The organism is Streptomyces kanasensis, from assembly GCF_043077165.1.
Lineage (GTDB): Bacteria > Actinomycetota > Actinomycetes > Streptomycetales > Streptomycetaceae > Streptomyces > Streptomyces changanensis.
The window spans coordinates 190,312-204,971 of record NZ_JBIBSF010000007.1 but is presented as its reverse complement, the minus strand read 5'-3'; the positions used below and the strand labels follow the sequence as shown (position 1 = coordinate 204,971).

The following is a 14,660-nucleotide window of genomic DNA, read 5'->3' as shown; positions in this document are numbered from 1 at the left end:
GCTACGGAACCGGCTCAGAACTTCAGGCCGGCTTCGCGGGCGGCGTCCGCCAGGGCGGCGATGCGCCCGGCGTACCTGTTGCCGCCACGGTCGAACACGACAGCCTCGACACCGGCGGCCTTGGCGCGCTCGGCGACGAGCTTGCCGACCTGCTGGGCCTTCGCCGACTTGTCGCCTTCGCCGCCGCGGATGGACGCGTCCAGGGTCGACGCCGACGCCACGGTGTGACCCGCGATGTCGTCGATGACCTGGGCGGTGATCCCACGGTTGGACCGGGTCACGACCAGGCGCGGACGCTCAGCGGTACCCGAGACCTTCTTACGGATGCGGATGTGGCGACGCTTGAGAGCAGCGCCCTTGTAGGCCTTGCCCTTGGCAATCTTCACGCCGTATGCCATGGCTTACTTACCAGCCTTTCCGACCTTGCGGCGGATGACCTCACCCGCGTACTTCACGCCCTTGGCCTTGTAGGGGTCGGGCTTGCGAAGCTTGCGGATGTTCGCGGCGACCTCGCCGACCTTCTGCTTGTCGATGCCCTCGACCGAGAACTTGGTCGGCGACTCGACCTTGAAGGAGATGCCCTCGGGGGCCTCCACCAGGATCGGGTGGCTGTAGCCCAGCTGGAACTCCAGGTTGGAGCCCTTCGCGGCCACGCGGTAACCGACACCGCTGATCTCGAGCGCCTTCGTGTACCCCTGGGTCACACCGGTGATCATGTTGGCCACCAGCGTGCGGGACAGGCCGTGGAGGGCCTTGTTCTGACGCTCATCGTTCGGGCGGGTGACGTTCAGAACGCCGTCCTCACCCTTGACGATCTCGATCGGCGCGGCGACGGTGTGGCTCAGGGTGCCCTTGGAACCCTTGACCGTGACCGTGCGGCCCTCGATGGTGACGTCCACGCCGGCGGGAACCGTGATGGGGAGCTTGCCAATACGCGACATTAGCTTTACCTCCGTTCCCGACTACCAGACGTAGGCGAGGACTTCCCCACCCACGCCCTTCTTCTGCGCCTGCTGGCCGGTCAGGAGGCCGTGCGACGTGGAGATGATCGCCACGCCGAGACCGCCGAGGACCTTCGGCAGGTTGGTGGACTTCGCGTAGACCCGGAGGCCGGGCTTCGAGATCCGCTTGATGCCCGCGATGGAGCGCTCACGGTTCGGGCCGAACTTCAGCTCGAGGACGAGGTTCTTGCCGACCTCGGCGTCCTCGACCTTCCAGCCCGTGATGAAGCCCTCCTGCTTGAGGATCTCCGCGATGTGGGACTTGATCTTGCTGTGCGGCATCGTCACGGTGTCGTGGTACGCCGAGTTCGCGTTCCGCAGACGCGTAAGCATGTCTGCGATCGGATCAGTCATGGTCATGAATTGGCCTTCGGCCTCTCTCGCCGGGGTTTCCTGTATGCGCCATCCCTCTCCCCACTCATGGGCGGGACGGGTGCGGTGCGGGGACCTACGGCGTAGTAAGTCGTACGGGCGGCAGGCGCCCAACCCCACAAGCCTACGGCATGCGGAGGAGGGCCCCTGCCGTCCAGATGCTTACCGAGAGCCCGGCATCAACCCGTTATCGATCCGTCGCCCGCCGGGCACCCCGCGGGGTGCTGGTGGGAGACGGGCGGGGGTTGATTACCAGGAGCTCTTGGTCACGCCCGGCAGCTCGCCACGGTGAGCCATCTCACGGAGGCACACGCGGCACAGGCCGAACTTGCGGTAGACGGAGTGCGGCCGGCCGCAGCGCTGGCAGCGGGTGTACCCGCGCACACCGAACTTCGGCTTGCGGGCGGCCTTAGCGATCAGAGCCTTCTTCGCCACGGTCAGTTCTCCTTGAACGGGAAGCCGAGGTGACGGAGGAGGGCACGACCCTCGTCGTCGTTGGTCGCCGTGGTGACCACGGTGATGTCCATGCCCCGGACCCGGTCGATCTTGTCCTGGTCGATCTCGTGGAACATGACCTGCTCCGTGAGACCGAAGGTGTAGTTGCCACGGCCGTCGAACTGCTTCGGGGACAGACCGCGGAAGTCGCGGATGCGCGGCAGCGCGAGCGACAGGGTGCGGTCCAGGAACTCCCACATGCGGTCGCCACGGAGCGTGACGTGGGCACCGATCGGCTGGCCCTCACGCAGCTTGAACTGCGCGATGGACTTGCGGGCCTTGGTGACGGCCGGCTTCTGACCGGTGATCGTGGTGAGGTCGCGGATGGCGCCCTCGATCAGCTTGGAGTCGCGGGCGGCGTCGCCCACACCCATGTTGACCACGATCTTGACGAGGCCCGGAACCTGCATGACGTTCTCGTACGAGAACTCGTCACGCAGCTTGCCGACGATCTCCTCGCGGTACTTCGTCTTGAGACGCGGGGTCGTGGTGGTAGCCATCAGATGTCCTCACCCGTCCGCTTGGCAACGCGGATCTTGTTGCCTTCCTCGTCGAAGCGGTAACCGACGCGGGTCACGACCTTCTGGCCGTCCTTCTCCACGACGAGCTGGACGTTGCTCACGTGGATGGGGGCCTCGACCGTGACGATGCCGCCGGCCTGGGAGGCACGGCCCGGCTGGTTCGCCTTGGTGTGCTTCTTGACCCGGTTGACACCCTCGACCAGAACACGGTCCTCGCGGGGGAAGGCCGCGATGACCTTGCCCTGCTTGCCCTTGTCCTTACCGGTGATGACCTGGACCAGGTCGCCCTTCTTGATCTTCATGCTTACAGCACCTCCGGCGCGAGCGAGATGATCTTCATGAACTTCTTCTCGCGCAGCTCACGGCCGACCGGGCCGAAGATACGGGTGCCGCGAGGGTCGCCGTCGTTCTTCAGAATGACGGCGGCGTTCTCGTCGAAGCGGATGTACGAGCCGTCCTGGCGGCGGCGCTCCTTGACGGTGCGAACGATGACCGCCTTGACGACGTCACCCTTCTTCACGTTGCCACCGGGGATCGCGTCCTTGACGGTGGCGACGATGACGTCACCGATGCCCGCGTAGCGGCGACCGGAGCCACCGAGCACACGGATGCAAAGGATTTCCTTCGCACCAGTGTTGTCGGCGACACGCAGTCGCGACTCCTGCTGGATCACGTCTATCTCCTGATTGTCTGCCGGTTCCCGGCGCCCGTGGGCGAACCCACGGGACGCCGAGCCTGGCGGAACGAAACTCGAAGGGTCACCCCTTCAAGTGCTTACTTGGCCTTCTCGAGGATCTCGACGACGCGCCAGCGCTTCGTCGCGGACAGCGGCCGGGTCTCCATGATGAGGACACGGTCGCCGACACCCGCGGCGTTCTGCTCGTCGTGCGCCTTGAGCTTGTTCGTACGGCGGATGACCTTGCCGTACAGCGCGTGCTTCACACGGTCCTCGACAGCGACGACGACGGTCTTGTCCATCTTGTCGCTGACGACCAGACCCTCACGGGTCTTGCGGAATCCGCGCTCAACCTTGTTCTCAGTCACGTTGCTCTCGCTCATCAGGCGCTCTCCACCGTCTCGATGCCCAGCTCGCGCTCGCGCATCAGGGTGTAGATCCGGGCGATGTCCTTACGGACGGACTTGAGCCGACCGTGGTTCTCGAGCTGTCCCGTGGCCGCCTGGAAGCGGAGGTTGAACAGCTCTTCCTTGGCCTCGCGGAGCTTGCCGACAAGCTCCTCGTTGCCCAGCTCGCGCAGCTCGGACGCCTTGGTACCGGCCGACATCACGCCTCACCTGCCTCGCGCCGAACGATCCGGCACTTCATCGGAAGCTTGTGAGCAGCGCGGGTAAGCGCCTCACGCGCAATCTTCTCGTTCGGGTAGGACAGCTCGAACATCACCCGACCGGGCTTGACGTTCGCGACCCACCACTCCGGGGAACCCTTACCGGAACCCATGCGGGTCTCGGCGGGCTTCTTGGTCAGCGGGCGGTCCGGGTAGATGTTGATCCAGACCTTGCCGCCACGCTTGATGTGGCGGGTCATCGCGATACGGGCCGCCTCGATCTGGCGGTTGGTCACGTACGCCGGAGTGAGGGCCTGGATGCCGTACTCGCCGAACGCAACCTGCGTACCACCCTTGGACATACCGCTGCGCTTCGGGTGGTGCTGCTTGCGGTGCTTGACCCTACGGGGGATCAGCATTTCGGTCAGGCCTCCGTTCCGGTGCTCTCAGCCGGAGCAGCGGCAGCGGCCTCGGCCTTGGGGGCCTCGGCAGCGGCGTTCTGCTGCTGCGGCTTGCGGCCGCGACCGCCACGCTCGCCACCACGGCCACCACGGCCGGCGGGGCGGTCAGCGCCGCCACGGGCCGGACGGTTGCCGGCGCGGGCCGCGGCGTTCTCGGCGCGAACCTCGGCGATGTTCTTGACGTCGCCCTTGTAGATCCAGACCTTCACGCCGATGCGGCCGAAGGTGGTCTTGGCCTCGAAGAAGCCGTACTCGACGTTCGCACGGAGCGTGTGCAGCGGCACACGGCCCTCGCGGTAGAACTCCGAGCGGGACATCTCGGCGCCGCCGAGACGGCCACCACACTGGATCTTGATGCCCTTGGCGCCCGCCTTCATCGCCGACTGCATGCTCTTGCGCATGGCACGACGGAAGGAGACGCGGGAGGACAGCTGCTCGGCCACGGCCTGGGCCACGAGCTGAGCGTCGACCTCGGGGTTCTTGACCTCGAGGATGTTCAGCTGGACCTGCTTGCCCGTGAGCTTCTCGAGGTCGCCGCGGATGCGGTCGGCCTCGGCGCCGCGGCGGCCGATGACGATGCCCGGACGCGCGGTGTGGATGTCCACGCGGACACGGTCACGGGTGCGCTCGATCTCCACCTTCGAGATGCCGGCGCGCTCCATGCCGGACGTCATCATCCGACGGATGGCGACGTCTTCCTTGACGTAGTCCTTGTACAGCTTGTCGGCGTACCAACGCGACTTGAAGTCGGTGGTGATGCCGAGCCGGAACCCGTGCGGGTTTACCTTCTGGCCCATTACCGGGTTCCTTCCTTGCTGCTGACGACCACGGTGATGTGGCTGGTCCGCTTGCGGATCCGGTAGGCACGGCCCTGGGCACGCGGACGGAACCGCTTCAGGGTCGGGCCCTCGTCGACGTACGCCTCGCTGATGAACAGCGAAGAGGCGTCCGTGTGGTCGTAGTTGTGCGCGGCGTTGGCAATGGCGCTGTCCAGCACCTTGCCCACCGGCACGCTCGCGGCCTGCGGGGCGAAACGCAGGACCGCCTGAGCCTCCGTGGCGTCCATGCCACGGATGAGGTCCACCACGCGGCGGGCCTTCATGGGCGTGACGCGGATGTACCGCGCCTGGGCCCTGGCTTCCATGGTTGTCCCTTCAGTGTCTGACACGTTCGTCATGGTCTGTCACCCCGCGTTAGCGGCGCTTCGACTTCCGGTCGTCCTTGACGTGGCCGCGGAAGGTGCGAGTCGGCGAGAACTCGCCGAGCTTGTGGCCGACCATCGACTCGGTGACGAACACCGGGATGTGGGTCTTGCCGTTGTGCACCGCGATCGTGTGGCCGAGCATGGCCGGGACGATCATCGAGCGACGGGACCAGGTCTTGATGACGTTCTTGGTGCCTGCTTCGTTCTGAGAATCCACCTTCTTGATCAGGTGGTCGTCGACGAAGGGCCCCTTCTTGAGACTACGCGGCATCTAAACCCGCTCCTAGCGCTTCTTGTTCGTCTTGCGGCGGCGGACGATGTACTTGTTGCTCGCCTTCTTGGGAGAACGAGTACGACCCTCCTTCTGACCCCAGGGGGAGACCGGGTGGCGACCACCGGAGGTCTTGCCCTCACCACCACCGTGCGGGTGGTCAACCGGGTTCATCGCCACACCGCGGACGGTCGGGCGAACGCCCAGCCAGCGCTTGCGGCCGGCCTTGCCCCAGTTGATGTTCGACTGCTCGGCGTTGCCGACCTCACCGATGGTGGCGCGGCAGCGGACGTCGACCAGGCGGATCTCACCGGACGGCATGCGCAGGTGGGCCATCTGGCCCTCCTTCGCGAGCAGCTGCACGGAGGCACCCGCAGAGCGGGCGAACTTGGCGCCACCACCGGGACGGAGCTCGATCGCGTGGATCGTGGTACCGACCGGGATGTTGCGCAGCGCCAGGTTGTTGCCGGGCTTGATGTCGGCGCCGGGACCGTTCTCGATCCGGTCGCCCTGGCTCAGGCCACGGGGGGCGATGATGTAGCGCTTCTCGCCGTCCGCGTAGTGCAGGAGCGCGATGCGCGCGGTGCGGTTCGGGTCGTACTCGATGTGAGCGACCTTCGCCGGCACGCCGTCCTTGTCGTGACGACGGAAGTCGATCACTCGGTAGGCGCGCTTGTGGCCACCGCCCTGGTGGCGGACGGTCACACGACCGGTGTTGTTACGGCCGCCCTTGCTGTGCAGAGGGCGGACCAGCGACTTCTCCGGCGTGGACCGCGTGATCTCGACAAAGTCGGCGACGCTGGAGCCACGACGGCCCGGAGTCGTCGGCTTGTACTTGCGGATACCCATTTCTCAGTCCTCGTCCGATATTCGGACGATCCAGACCGCCCTTAGGCGGTCGGACCGCCGAAGATGTCGATACGGCTGCCCTCGGCAAGGGTCACGATGGCGCGCTTGGTGTTGGCGCGCTTGCCGAAACCGGTGCGGGTGCGCTTGCGCTTGCCCTGACGGTTGATCGTGTTGACCCCGACGACCTTGACCGCCGGCCAGACCGCCTCGACGGCCTGCTTGATCTGGGTCTTGTTCGCGCGCGGGTCGACGATGAACGTGTACTTGTTCTCGTCCAGCAGCGCGTAGCTCTTCTCGGAGACGACCGGCTTGACGAGAATGTCGCGCGGGTCCGAGAAGGTCTTGCTGGTGACGACGGCCTCAGTCATCAGGCGTCGCTCCCTTCGGTCTCAGCGGTCTGGGGGCCAGACACGAAGGACTCGAAAGCGGCCTTGGTGAAGACCACGTCGTCGGAGACGATCACGTCGTACGTGTTCAGCTGGCCCGGCTCCAGGATGTGAACCTGGGGCAGGTTGCGGGCGGAGAGCCACGCGGCCTCGTCGGCGCGGTCGACGACCAGGAGCAGGTTCTTGCGCTCCGAGATCTTGCCGAACAGCGTCTTGGCGGCCTTGGTGGAGACCTCGCCCTCGACCACGCCGGTGACGACGTGGATGCGGGAGTGACGCGCCCGGTCCGAGAGGGCACCGCGGAGGGCGGCGGCCTTCATCTTCTTCGGGGTGCGCTGCGAGTAGTCACGCGGCACGGGGCCGTGGACGACGCCACCGCCGGCGAACTGCGGCGCACGGGTCGAGCCCTGACGGGCGCGGCCGGTGCCCTTCTGGCGGTACGGCTTCTTGCCGCCACCGCGGACTTCGCCACGGGTCTTGGTCTTGTGCGTGCCCTGACGGGCAGCGGCCAGCTGGGCGACGACGACCTGGTGGATCAGCGGAACGCTGGTCTTCGCGTCGAAGATCTCCGCGGGGAGCTCGACGGTACCGGCCTTGTCGCCTGCCGGCGAAAGGATGTCAATGGTGCTCATCGTTACCTCAGGCCCCCTTGGCCGCGGTACGGACCAGGACGAGGCCGCCGTTCGGACCGGGGACCGCGCCCTTGATGAGCAGCAGACCCTTCTCCGCGTCAACGGCGTGGACGGTCAGGTTCTGGGTGGTGACCCGCTCGTTGCCCATGCGGCCCGCCATGCGGAGGCCCTTGAACACGCGGCCCGGGGTGGCGCAGCCACCGATGGAACCGGGCGAGCGGTGCTTGCGCTGGGTGCCGTGACCGGCGCCGAGGCCCTTGAAGTTGTGACGCTTCATGACACCGGCGAAGCCCTTGCCCTTGCTCTTGCCGGTGACGTCGACCTTGACGCCCGACTCGAACACGGCAGCGGTGATCTCCTGGCCGAGCGTGTACTCGCTGGCGTCAGCGGTACGCAGCTCCACCAGGTGGCGGCGCGGGGTGACGTCGGCCTTGGCGAAGTGACCCTTGAGGGGCTTGTTCACCTTGCGCGGGTCGATCTCGCCGAAGGCGATCTGGACCGACTCGTAGCCGTCGATGTCGTTCGTGCGGACCTGGGTGACGACGCAGGGCCCGGCCTTGACGACGGTGACCGGGACGACCCGGTTGTTCTCGTCCCAGACCTGGGTCATGCCGAGCTTCTCGCCCAGGACGCCCTTAATGTTCTTAGCCATCTCGCGCGTCACCTCAGAGCTTGATCTCGATGTCGACGCCCGCCGGCAGGTCGAGACGCATGAGCGAGTCGACGGTCTTCGGCGTGGGGTCGAGGATGTCGATGAGGCGCTTGTGCGTGCGCATCTCGAAGTGCTCGCGCGAGTCCTTGTACTTGTGCGGCGACTTGATGACGCAGTACACGTTCTTCTCAGTGGGCAGCGGCACCGGGCCCGCGACCGACGCACCAGTGCGGGTCACCGTCTCGACGATCTTCTTCGCCGAGGAGTCGATGACCTCGTGGTCGTAGGCCTTGAGCCGGATGCGGATCTTCTGTCCCGCCATGGCTACTCAGTAGTCCTGTCTCTCGTAACGCTCTGGAACCTGGTGGGCTTCATGTCTTCTCCGACCCACGCGGTCGGGCGTGTCGCATTCCCTCTACGAAGATCTCCCGAAGGATTTCCCAACCAAGGGGGTGCGGGCCTGTGACCGCGGGTCCGGGGGAGACACCCACCGGGTGCCTGGTCGGGGCCCCGCTGACACTTCCCGGAAGATTCCCGTACGTCCGCCCCACGTGGGGACGACGAGTACTGTGGGACTCGCTTCCGGTCCTCCCGGCGGGAGGCGCGCAGCATCGGCACTCAACCGAGCAACCCGGACAGTCTGCCATACGGGGCAGCCGCAAAGCGAATCGAGCCGATGAGAATACCCCGGGGCGCGTATCGATCAAACCGGGGCACGCGGGTACGCCGCCTCCACCTCGCCTCCGGCCACCGGTAGGACGGTGCCGCGGCGGCGCGCGGGGGCGGTGCCGGGCCCCCTCCGGCCGCCGGCAGGCGGTGGGACGCGGCGGTGTGCCGAGCCGGCTACGGCCCCCGTGGGCCGGGTACGCGGCGGTGTGCCGGGGTGACGTCGGGCCGGCTCCGACCCCCGTGGGCGGGGAACGCGCCGGGGTGACGTCGGCCGTCGAGGAGACGGGGGCGCCGGGCTTTTCCTGCGAGGCGGCGGCTCAGGTCCGCCCGGGCCACCGGTCGCGGAGTCGGGTGGTCCTGATCGGTGGCGCCGGGTACCGCTCCTCCCCGCTGCCCTGGCGGGGCACGAGGCCGGCCCCATGGGCGCGCCCGCCCTGGCCCGACGCCCGGCACCCGGCACCCGGTGGGCAGGGACCTGTGGCCACCCGCCCGCCCCGCGCGCTGCGGGCGGGGAGCACGCGGCGGCGTACGGGGCGTGGAGCGGGTTGCGGCCTACCGTCGCCGCCGACCGGGCCCTGGTCGCTGGCCCCGGGCAGCCCGGCGGCGGTGGAGCCCGTGGCGGCGGCCGCCCGCGCCATCGCGCCGGACGGCCGGGCCCGGGGGCCCGGCCGGCGGTTAATCGGTCGTACGGCGTCGGGGCGGCTCCTACAGTGACCGGGCACGTCACAGACCGACGGGGGTCGATCCAGCATGGTCGCGCAGCAGCCGCGCACCCACTACCCGCGCACGCCGCACCTGCCCTGGTCGCCGGGGGTGGCCGGCGACGACGTCCGGGCCGCCGACCTGTCGGGGCTCGCCGGGCGCGAGGTGGTGGTCACCGAGAAGCTCGACGGGGAGAACACCACCCTGTACGCCGACGGACTGCACGCGCGGTCGCTGGACTCGGCGCACCACCCGTCGCGGGCGTGGGTCAAGGCGCTGCAGGCGCGGATCGGTCACGCGGTCCCGGCGGGGTGGCGGGTGTGCGGCGAGAACGTGTTCGCCCGCCACTCGCTCGCGTACGACACGCTGGACGGCTACTTCTACGGCTTCTCCGTGTGGGACGGGCACGGGTGGTGCCTGGACTGGGACCGGACGGTGGTGTTCCTGCGCGGGCTGGGGGTGCCGGTTCCGCGCGTGCTGTGGCGCGGGGTCTTCGACGAGCGGGCGCTGCGGCGGCTGCGGGTGGACACCGCCCGGCAGGAGGGGTACGTCGTCCGGACCGTCGAGGGGTTCCCGGCGGCGGAGTTCGGGCGGCGGGTCGCGAAGTGGGTGCGCGCCGCGCACGTGCGGACCGGTACGCACTGGATGCACGCCGCCGTCACGCCGAACGGCCTCGGGGCGTCCGCCGCGCTGTGGGACGTACGGTCCGGGGCGGCGCCCGACGCGGGGGCGCTGCTCGCCGCCGTGGGCGTGGCCGACGGGGACGCGACGGCCGCGGCCGAGACCGCCGCGCGGCTGGAGGTGGGCGGCGTGGGGCTGGGCGCCGACGGCGCGTGGCTCGGCGGCGCGGGGCTGGACGCGGCCAGGGACGCGCGCGCGGACGGCGGTGATGCGGGGCCCGGCGGCGGCGGTGACGTGGTGGTGGGCGGGGGTGGTGGTGACGCGCGGCTGGCCGGGGTGCTGGCGGCGCTGCTGCACCGGGAGCGCCGGGGCCCGCTCGCCGGGCGGCTGGCGCGGGCGGTGGGGCTGCCCCTGGCCCGGCGGGTCGCCGACCTGGTGGGGCTGCAGGGCGTGCTCCACCGCCCGTACCCGGACGAGGAGCGGGCCGCGGGCCTCGTACGCCTGTCGTACGCCGCCGACCTGCGCGTCCTGCACGCCGTCGCGGCGGCCACCGCTCCCGGGGCGGAGGCGCGGGAGCAGGTGGAGTGGTCGGCGCTCCTCGCGGAGGAGGTGCGCGGGCTGCCGGGCGGACCCGACGGGGCGTGCGCCGCGGCGGACCCGTTCGCCGGGCTGGAGCCGGACGTGGCCGCGCGGTGCCGGGGGGAGGCGCGCGAGCTGCGCGCTCTGGGGCGCGTCGCCACGCCGGAGGAGGCCGTCGCCGCCACCTGGCGCTGGCGGGACGGGGGCTTCCCCCGCCTGGTGCACCTGGTCGGGCCCTCGGGCAGCGGCAAGAGCACCTTCGCGCGGGGCCTGGCCGGGGTGGGCGCGTACGTCTCCCTGGACGCCGTCCGCGAGGAGCGCGGGGACCGCGCCGACCAGCGGGCGGGCGGCGACGTGCTGCGGGCCGCCCTGGGGCGGCTCGACGCGGCGCTCGCGGCGGCCGCCCCCGGCGGCGGGACCGTCGTCTGGGACGCCACCTCGCTCAACCCGCACCAGCGCTCCCTGGTCCACGCCGTGGCCCGCCGCCGGGACGCCCTGGTCACCCACGCGGTGGTGCTGGTCGACGAGGAGGAACTGGTCCGGCGCAACGCCGTGCGGGAGCACCCCGTACCGGCCGCGGTCCTCACCGCGCAGCTGCGCCGGTTCGTACCGCCGTACCCGGGCCAGGCGCACCGCACCTGGTACGTCGGCGCGTGCGGCACCGTGGAGGAGGAGGCGTAGGTGCGCACGAGTGACGAGATCTACCACCGGGTCCGGTGGGACGCCCGGTTCGACCCGGCGCGGTTCACCGTCGGCGTCATGCAGCGCGGGGCGGCGCCGAAGCGCGTGCCGCTGCCGGCGTTCGTGCCCGGCGGGGACGTCCCGTGGCACCGGGTGCTGTTCTTCGAGGCCGACGGCGAGGTGGTCTGGGACCGGGCGACGGGGGTCGACCGGATCGACGCGACCGCCGCGGGCCGGGTCCGGGAGGCGCGGCTCCTGCGGTCGCCCTTCTTCACGGCGCGCCGGCCGTACGCGTGGGACCCGGCCGCCGCGCGCTGGGAGCCGTGCGGCGGCCCGGGCGGCGGGGCCGGCGGCGGGGCCGGCGGCGGGCTTGCTGCGGGCGGGGGCGCCGTGGCGGTTCCGGCGGTCACCGGGCTGCGGGTGCTGACGTGGAACACCTTGTGGGACCGGTACGACAGCGACCGCATCGACACGGCGCGGCGCCGCCCGCTGCTGCTGGAGGCCCTGCGCGGCGCCGACGCGGACGTGATCGCCCTCCAGGAGGTGGAGGCGGAGCTGCTCGGCATGCTGCTCGCGGCGCCGTGGGTACGACGGGGGTACACCGTGTCGACGGACCCGGGTGGGCGGGACGTCGGCGAGTGCGGGCTGCTGCTGCTCAGCCGCGTACCGGTGCGGGAGACGGCCGTGCACGTGCTGGGCCCGCACAAGGCGGTGGCGGCGGTGGTCCTGGAGACCGGTGCGGTGCGGCCGCCGGTGGTCGCGGTGACGCACCTGAGCAGCGACCACTCGCAGGACGGCGCCGGGCGGCGGGCGGTCGAACTGGCCCGGCTGGCCGAGGGGTTGGCGGGAGTCGACGCGGACGTGGTGCTGGCCGGGGACGTCAACGACGGCGGTGACCTGCCGCAGACCGCGCTCGGCATGCGGGACGCGTGGAGCGAGGTGCACGGGCCGGACGACCGCACGCCGACGTTCGACCCGGGCAGGAACCCGCTGGCCGCCGTCTCCTCGCTGTCGGGCCGCGCGTCGCGGCTGGACCGGGTGCTGCTGCGCGGCGAGGGGCTGCGCGCGGACGCGGCGGTACTGGCCGGTGACGCGCCGGGACCGGAGGGGCTGTTCGTCTCGGACCACTACGGGGTGGTGGTCGACCTGACTGTCGACGCCTCGCAGGACACGGGCTCGGGATCCGGCTCCCGCTCGGGGTCCGGCTCCGGCTCGGGCTCTGTCTCCGGCTCGGTGGACAGCGCCGGGGCCGGGACGCTGGACGTGGGGCCGACGGTCCGTACGGCGGTGGCGTGGTTGCCACCCCGCGGGCTGTGGCCGGAGCTCCAGGACGTCCGGCGGGAGCACGACCCGGGGTTCCTGCGGTGGCCGCCGCACGTGAACCTGCTGTTCGGCTTCGTCCCGGAGGCGGAGTTCGAGCGGGCGGCGGAGCTGGTGGCGCAGGCCGTGCGGGAGGTAGCGCCCTTCGACGCCCGGTTGCAGGGCGTCCACAGCTTCGGCCACGGCGAGGACGCCGCCGTGTGGCTGGACCCGGCGGCCGGTGGCGAGGCGCCGTGGGGGGAGCTGCGCCGGGCGCTGGAGCGGCGGTTCCCCCGGTGCCGCGGCACCCGGTCCGGGTTCACGCCGCACCTGACCCTGGCCCGGACCGGTGACGCGCACGCGCTGGCCGCCTCGTTGGAGGCGAGGGTGGGCGGTTCGGCGGCGCGTGTCGGCCATGTGGCGCTGCTGTCGCGGCGCGGCGACGAGCCGATGCGGGTCCGGGCGACGGTCGCCCTCGGCTCCGGCCAGGTGCGGTGGCGGGACGACGAACCGCCGGGCGCGGAACCGGCGGGCGCGGAGCCGGCGGACCGGGAGTCGGCAGACCCGGGGCCGGTGGAGGTCGAACCGGACCCGTGGGCGGACCCGGCCCTGACACCCGCCGGGGCGGACCCCGACGCGGCCCACACAGCCCATGCGGCACCTGCGGCGCACGCGCCCCGCCCCGGCCGTGCCGCGCGCGTCGCGCGGCTGGTGGCCGAGGCGCTGCCCGAGGGCGCCGTGCACGTGGTGGGCTCGCGCCGCATGGGCTGCGCCCTGCCGGGCGCCGACCTGGACCTGGTGGCGGCCCTGCCCGGTGACGCTGACCTGGCCGACGTGCGGGCCCGCGTCACCGCCGCGCTCCCCGGGGCCCGGCACGTACGCGAGGTGGTCGGCGCCCGCGTGCCCGGGTTGCGCCTCACCCTCCGCGACGTCACCCCCGCCCCGGGCGGGGCCGGGGCCGGCGCGGGCGGCGGCACGCCCCGCGCCGCGGGTCCGGACCCCGCCGTGGACGGGTCCGCGGACCCGTCCGCGGACCTCGGCGCGGACCTCGTCGTGGACCTCGTCGTGGTCGCCACGGGAGCCGTACCGCCGGGTGACGCCGTGGCGCGCCGCGCGGAACTGGACGCGGCCGCCGCCGTGGCGCTGAGCGCGGTGAGCGACGCGGACGCCGTCCTCGCCGAGGTGGGCGACCGGCGGGCGGCCTTCGCCGGGCTGGCGCGCGAGGTGAAGCGGTGGGCGCGGGCGCGCGGCCTGGACGCGGCACCCCTCGGCGGGCTGCCCGGTCTGGCGTGGAGCCTGCTGGCGGCCCGTACGGTCGGCGAGGCCGACGACCTGCGGCCGACGGAGCTGCTGCGGCGCTTCTTCGCCACCTGGGCCGCCTGGGACTGGCGGGTCGCCGTGGACGCGCCCGGAGGTCCCGGGGACGCGCGGCCGACGGCGCCCGGGCCCCTGCCGCTGACGGTGGTGACCCCGACGCATCCCCGGCGCCCGTGCACGGACCAGGTGACCCCGGGCGGCCGGGACCTGCTCACGCACGAGCTGTACCGGGCGTGGGAACTCCTCGAAGACGGCGGGCCCGGCGGCCGGGAGCGGCTGTGCGCCCCACCCCCGCTGCACCGCCGTCACGCCGCCTGGGCGGTCGTCTCCGTACCGCCGGGTCCCTTGGAGGGGCGCGTACGGGGCCGTTTGCGCGCCCTGCTCACCGCGCTGACCGAGGCCGGCGCACCGGACGCCCACGTCTGGCCCCGGCCGTTCGACACGGGACCGGACGTGCTCCGGTACGCCGTGGGGCTGGGTGCCGTACCGCCGGACCGCGCCGCCCTCGCCGCCGTGGCCGGACGCTGGCTGCGGGGCCTGCCCGGGGTGACGCTGACGTGGGCGGACGGCGGGGAGGTGCCCACACTCCGCTGACGTGCGCGGCCGCCGTCGGGTCCTGACGTGTCGTCGGATCCTGACCCGTCAGGTCCCGCCGGCCCGTCGCC

At 71.5% G+C, this 14,660-nt stretch carries 20 protein-coding genes; 2 read left to right on the top strand and 18 right to left on the bottom strand.

The window, feature by feature from the left end; genetic code table 11:
- Nucleotides 1–14: 14 nt before the first annotated feature.
- From rplR to rpsJ, 18 genes are all read right to left on the bottom strand, one after another.
- Nucleotides 15–398 carry a 50S ribosomal protein L18 gene (gene rplR, locus ACF053_RS19160; RefSeq protein ID WP_010473938.1) on the bottom strand — a complete coding sequence of 128 codons (384 nt, stop codon included), beginning with the start codon at nt 396–398 and terminating at the stop codon, nt 15–17.
- A 3-nt stretch (nt 399–401) separates the two neighbouring features.
- Nucleotides 402–941 carry a 50S ribosomal protein L6 gene (gene rplF, locus ACF053_RS19155; protein WP_064069946.1) on the bottom strand — a complete coding sequence of 180 codons (540 nt, stop codon included), beginning with the start codon at nt 939–941 and terminating at the stop codon, nt 402–404.
- A 21-nt stretch (nt 942–962) separates the two neighbouring features.
- Entirely contained in the window at nt 963–1,361 is a 399-nt protein-coding gene (rpsH, locus tag ACF053_RS19150) for a 30S ribosomal protein S8 (RefSeq protein WP_010473942.1), read from the bottom strand.
- 261 nt (nt 1,362–1,622) lie between these two features.
- The gene (locus ACF053_RS19145; RefSeq protein ID WP_003948630.1) at nt 1,623–1,808 is read right to left on the bottom strand and encodes a type Z 30S ribosomal protein S14; all 186 of its coding nucleotides are present in this window, start codon (nt 1,806–1,808) and stop codon (nt 1,623–1,625) included.
- 2 nt (nt 1,809–1,810) lie between these two features.
- Complete coding sequence (gene rplE, locus ACF053_RS19140; protein WP_031129704.1) at nt 1,811–2,368, bottom strand: 50S ribosomal protein L5; 558 nt, start codon at nt 2,366–2,368, stop codon at nt 1,811–1,813.
- Complete coding sequence (gene rplX / locus ACF053_RS19135; protein WP_058942721.1) at nt 2,368–2,691, bottom strand: 50S ribosomal protein L24; 324 nt, start codon at nt 2,689–2,691, stop codon at nt 2,368–2,370. Before rplX ends, rplE begins: the two co-directional genes overlap by 1 nt.
- A 2-nt stretch (nt 2,692–2,693) precedes the next feature.
- The gene (gene rplN / locus ACF053_RS19130; RefSeq protein ID WP_003956455.1) at nt 2,694–3,062 is read right to left on the bottom strand and encodes a 50S ribosomal protein L14; all 369 of its coding nucleotides are present in this window, start codon (nt 3,060–3,062) and stop codon (nt 2,694–2,696) included.
- 101 nt (nt 3,063–3,163) lie between these two features.
- Nucleotides 3,164–3,448 (bottom strand): 30S ribosomal protein S17, encoded by a 285-nt coding sequence (gene rpsQ, locus ACF053_RS19125; protein WP_058942720.1) that lies wholly within the window; start codon nt 3,446–3,448, stop codon nt 3,164–3,166.
- Nucleotides 3,448–3,672, bottom strand: coding sequence for a 50S ribosomal protein L29 (rpmC, locus tag ACF053_RS19120; RefSeq protein WP_058942719.1), 225 nt, complete (start codon nt 3,670–3,672; stop codon nt 3,448–3,450). The genes rpsQ and rpmC overlap by 1 nt, the downstream gene beginning before the upstream one ends.
- A complete protein-coding gene (gene rplP / locus ACF053_RS19115) occupies nt 3,672–4,091 on the bottom strand; it encodes a 50S ribosomal protein L16 (RefSeq protein ID WP_017949658.1) in 420 nt (139 codons plus the stop codon). Before rplP ends, rpmC begins: the two co-directional genes overlap by 1 nt.
- A gap of 5 nt (nt 4,092–4,096) precedes the next feature.
- Nucleotides 4,097–4,930 (bottom strand): 30S ribosomal protein S3, encoded by an 834-nt coding sequence (rpsC, locus tag ACF053_RS19110; protein ID WP_058942718.1) that lies wholly within the window; start codon nt 4,928–4,930, stop codon nt 4,097–4,099.
- Nucleotides 4,930–5,277: a 50S ribosomal protein L22 gene (rplV, locus tag ACF053_RS19105; protein WP_009327087.1), complete on the bottom strand. Its 348-nt coding sequence runs from the start codon at nt 5,275–5,277 to the stop codon at nt 4,930–4,932. Before rplV ends, rpsC begins: the two co-directional genes overlap by 1 nt.
- 49 nt (nt 5,278–5,326) lie before the next feature.
- On the bottom strand, nt 5,327–5,608 hold the full coding sequence (gene rpsS / locus ACF053_RS19100; RefSeq protein ID WP_031076666.1) for a 30S ribosomal protein S19: 282 nt from the start codon (nt 5,606–5,608) through the stop codon (nt 5,327–5,329).
- A 12-nt stretch (nt 5,609–5,620) separates the two neighbouring features.
- Nucleotides 5,621–6,457 (bottom strand): 50S ribosomal protein L2, encoded by an 837-nt coding sequence (gene rplB, locus ACF053_RS19095; protein ID WP_058942717.1) that lies wholly within the window; start codon nt 6,455–6,457, stop codon nt 5,621–5,623.
- Nucleotides 6,458–6,498: 41 nt separating this feature from the next.
- Entirely contained in the window at nt 6,499–6,825 is a 327-nt protein-coding gene (rplW, locus tag ACF053_RS19090) for a 50S ribosomal protein L23 (RefSeq protein WP_058942716.1), read from the bottom strand.
- Nucleotides 6,825–7,475, bottom strand: coding sequence for a 50S ribosomal protein L4 (rplD, locus tag ACF053_RS19085; protein WP_058942715.1), 651 nt, complete (start codon nt 7,473–7,475; stop codon nt 6,825–6,827). Before rplD ends, rplW begins: the two co-directional genes overlap by 1 nt.
- A 7-nt stretch (nt 7,476–7,482) precedes the next feature.
- The gene (gene rplC / locus ACF053_RS19080; protein ID WP_058942728.1) at nt 7,483–8,127 is read right to left on the bottom strand and encodes a 50S ribosomal protein L3; all 645 of its coding nucleotides are present in this window, start codon (nt 8,125–8,127) and stop codon (nt 7,483–7,485) included.
- A gap of 13 nt (nt 8,128–8,140) precedes the next feature.
- On the bottom strand, nt 8,141–8,449 hold the full coding sequence (rpsJ, locus tag ACF053_RS19075; RefSeq protein ID WP_003948644.1) for a 30S ribosomal protein S10: 309 nt from the start codon (nt 8,447–8,449) through the stop codon (nt 8,141–8,143).
- Nucleotides 8,450–9,546: 1,097 nt separating this feature from the next.
- Here rpsJ and ACF053_RS19070 point away from each other — a divergent pair.
- Nucleotides 9,547–11,379, top strand: coding sequence for an RNA ligase family protein (locus tag ACF053_RS19070; protein ID WP_391954974.1), 1,833 nt, complete (start codon nt 9,547–9,549; stop codon nt 11,377–11,379).
- A complete protein-coding gene (locus ACF053_RS19065) occupies nt 11,380–14,589 on the top strand; it encodes an RNA repair domain-containing protein (protein ID WP_391954973.1) in 3,210 nt (1,069 codons plus the stop codon).
- Nucleotides 14,590–14,660: the final 71 nt, after the last annotated feature.

Coding starts and splice junctions, on each gene's coding strand:
- rpsS (WP_031076666.1), bottom strand. CDS start 5,608: ATGCCGCGTAGTCTCAAGAAGGGGCCCTTCGTCGACGACCACCTGATC.
- rpsC (WP_058942718.1), bottom strand. CDS start 4,930: ATGGGCCAGAAGGTAAACCCGCACGGGTTCCGGCTCGGCATCACCACC.
- rplC (WP_058942728.1), bottom strand. CDS start 8,127: ATGGCTAAGAACATTAAGGGCGTCCTGGGCGAGAAGCTCGGCATGACC.
- rplP (WP_017949658.1), bottom strand. CDS start 4,091: ATGCTGATCCCCCGTAGGGTCAAGCACCGCAAGCAGCACCACCCGAAG.
- rplF (WP_064069946.1), bottom strand. CDS start 941: ATGTCGCGTATTGGCAAGCTCCCCATCACGGTTCCCGCCGGCGTGGAC.
- rplD (WP_058942715.1), bottom strand. CDS start 7,475: ATGAGCACCATTGACATCCTTTCGCCGGCAGGCGACAAGGCCGGTACC.
- rplV (WP_009327087.1), bottom strand. CDS start 5,277: ATGGAAGCCAGGGCCCAGGCGCGGTACATCCGCGTCACGCCCATGAAG.
- rplB (WP_058942717.1), bottom strand. CDS start 6,457: ATGGGTATCCGCAAGTACAAGCCGACGACTCCGGGCCGTCGTGGCTCC.
- rpsJ (WP_003948644.1), bottom strand. CDS start 8,449: ATGGCGGGACAGAAGATCCGCATCCGGCTCAAGGCCTACGACCACGAG.
- rpsH (WP_010473942.1), bottom strand. CDS start 1,361: ATGACCATGACTGATCCGATCGCAGACATGCTTACGCGTCTGCGGAAC.
- rpmC (WP_058942719.1), bottom strand. CDS start 3,672: ATGTCGGCCGGTACCAAGGCGTCCGAGCTGCGCGAGCTGGGCAACGAG.
- rpsQ (WP_058942720.1), bottom strand. CDS start 3,448: ATGAGCGAGAGCAACGTGACTGAGAACAAGGTTGAGCGCGGATTCCGC.
- rplX (WP_058942721.1), bottom strand. CDS start 2,691: ATGAAGATCAAGAAGGGCGACCTGGTCCAGGTCATCACCGGTAAGGAC.
- rplR (WP_010473938.1), bottom strand. CDS start 398: ATGGCATACGGCGTGAAGATTGCCAAGGGCAAGGCCTACAAGGGCGCT.
- rplE (WP_031129704.1), bottom strand. CDS start 2,368: ATGGCTACCACCACGACCCCGCGTCTCAAGACGAAGTACCGCGAGGAG.
- ACF053_RS19070 (WP_391954974.1), top strand. CDS start 9,547: ATGGTCGCGCAGCAGCCGCGCACCCACTACCCGCGCACGCCGCACCTG.
- rplW (WP_058942716.1), bottom strand. CDS start 6,825: ATGACTGAGGCCGTCGTCACCAGCAAGACCTTCTCGGACCCGCGCGAC.